Origin of the sequence: Mesorhizobium sp. B1-1-5 (genome assembly GCF_006443065.1) — a bacterium.
Classification (GTDB): Bacteria; Pseudomonadota; Alphaproteobacteria; order Rhizobiales; family Rhizobiaceae; genus Mesorhizobium.
In genome coordinates this window covers 1-1,100 of the sequence record NZ_VFWS01000592.1, presented here as the reverse complement: position 1 = coordinate 1,100, position 1,100 = coordinate 1, and the positions used below count along the sequence as shown (strand labels likewise).

Here is a 1,100-nt window from a genome sequence, read left to right as displayed (position 1 = left end):
TTGTAATGCTCATGGTCTTCTGTCCTGTTGGCGCATCGGGTCGCTTGACCGCGAGGCGCACTCCGAAGGTGGTGCTATTTCTGTTGGAAGTCGGACCTGTGGGCGTCGCGCCAGGCGTTCTGCTTGCCGGCGCGCTTGGCCGCGAGGCAGAACAGGGCCTCGGCCAGCAGCCGGCCGGCCAGGATGCTGGTGGTGCCGCTGGAAGCATCGAAATCCGGCGATACCTCCACGAGGTCGAACCCAGCAAAGCCGTCGCGGGCCACTATCCTTACGCCGCGAATGATCTCGCGCGAGGTAAGGCCGCCTGGTTCGGGGCTGTTGGTTGCCGGGGCAAAGGCTGGATCGACGCCGTCGATGTCGAGGCTGATATAGAGGCGCGCGCCGTCGGCACTGGCGATGGCGCGTGCGCGTTCGGCAACCGTTTCGATGCCGAGGCGCTCGACTTCCTCCATGGAAAACACGGTGATGCCGAGCTTGCGGTAGAGCGGGGTCCATTCGAGCAGGTTGCGGGGGCCGCGCGCGCCGATGACAACGATGCGGCGGGGGGCCACCTTGTCGAGTTCGGCAATGCGCAGCAGGGGCGAGGCGCGGGTGAGGCGGTCGCCACCGAAGGATTCGCTGAGATCGAGATGGGTGTCGAAGACGATGAGCCCGACCGGGGTGTCGCCGGCGTCGGAGACCGCGCGTACCGCCGGATAGCTGATGCCGTGATCGCCGCCGATGGTCAGCGGCACCGCCCCGTGGACCAGCACCGCGGCAAGCCGCGCTTCGAGGCGGGCGTAGCTGGCGGCATTGTCGCCCGGAACTACATCGATGTCGCCGGCATCGGCGACGGTGATATGGGCCAGCATGTCGAGGTCCCAGTCGAAGCTGTAGCTGCCATAAAGAAGCGAGTATTTGCGGATTTCCTGCGGGGCGCGGCGGGTCGCGCCGCCGCGAAAGGTGGCGATGCCGTCATAGGGCATGCCCACCACCACAGCGTCGGCGGAAAGACCTGCCAGATCGCGCACATAGGGAAATGCCATGAAGGGTGGCACGTCGCCATACATGCGGGGAACACCTGCCGGGCTCAAACCTTCGCTCATGGTACGGTCCTCCGT

Annotated in this window: 1 protein-coding gene; it reads right to left on the bottom strand. The window is 66.0% G+C overall.

All coding sequences use genetic code 11. The features are described 5' to 3' along the window. Positions 1 to 74: 74 nt before the first annotated feature. Positions 75 to 1,100 (bottom strand): agmatinase family protein (locus tag FJ980_RS33580; protein ID WP_210243789.1); only part of this gene is annotated, 1,026 nt, incomplete at its 5' end.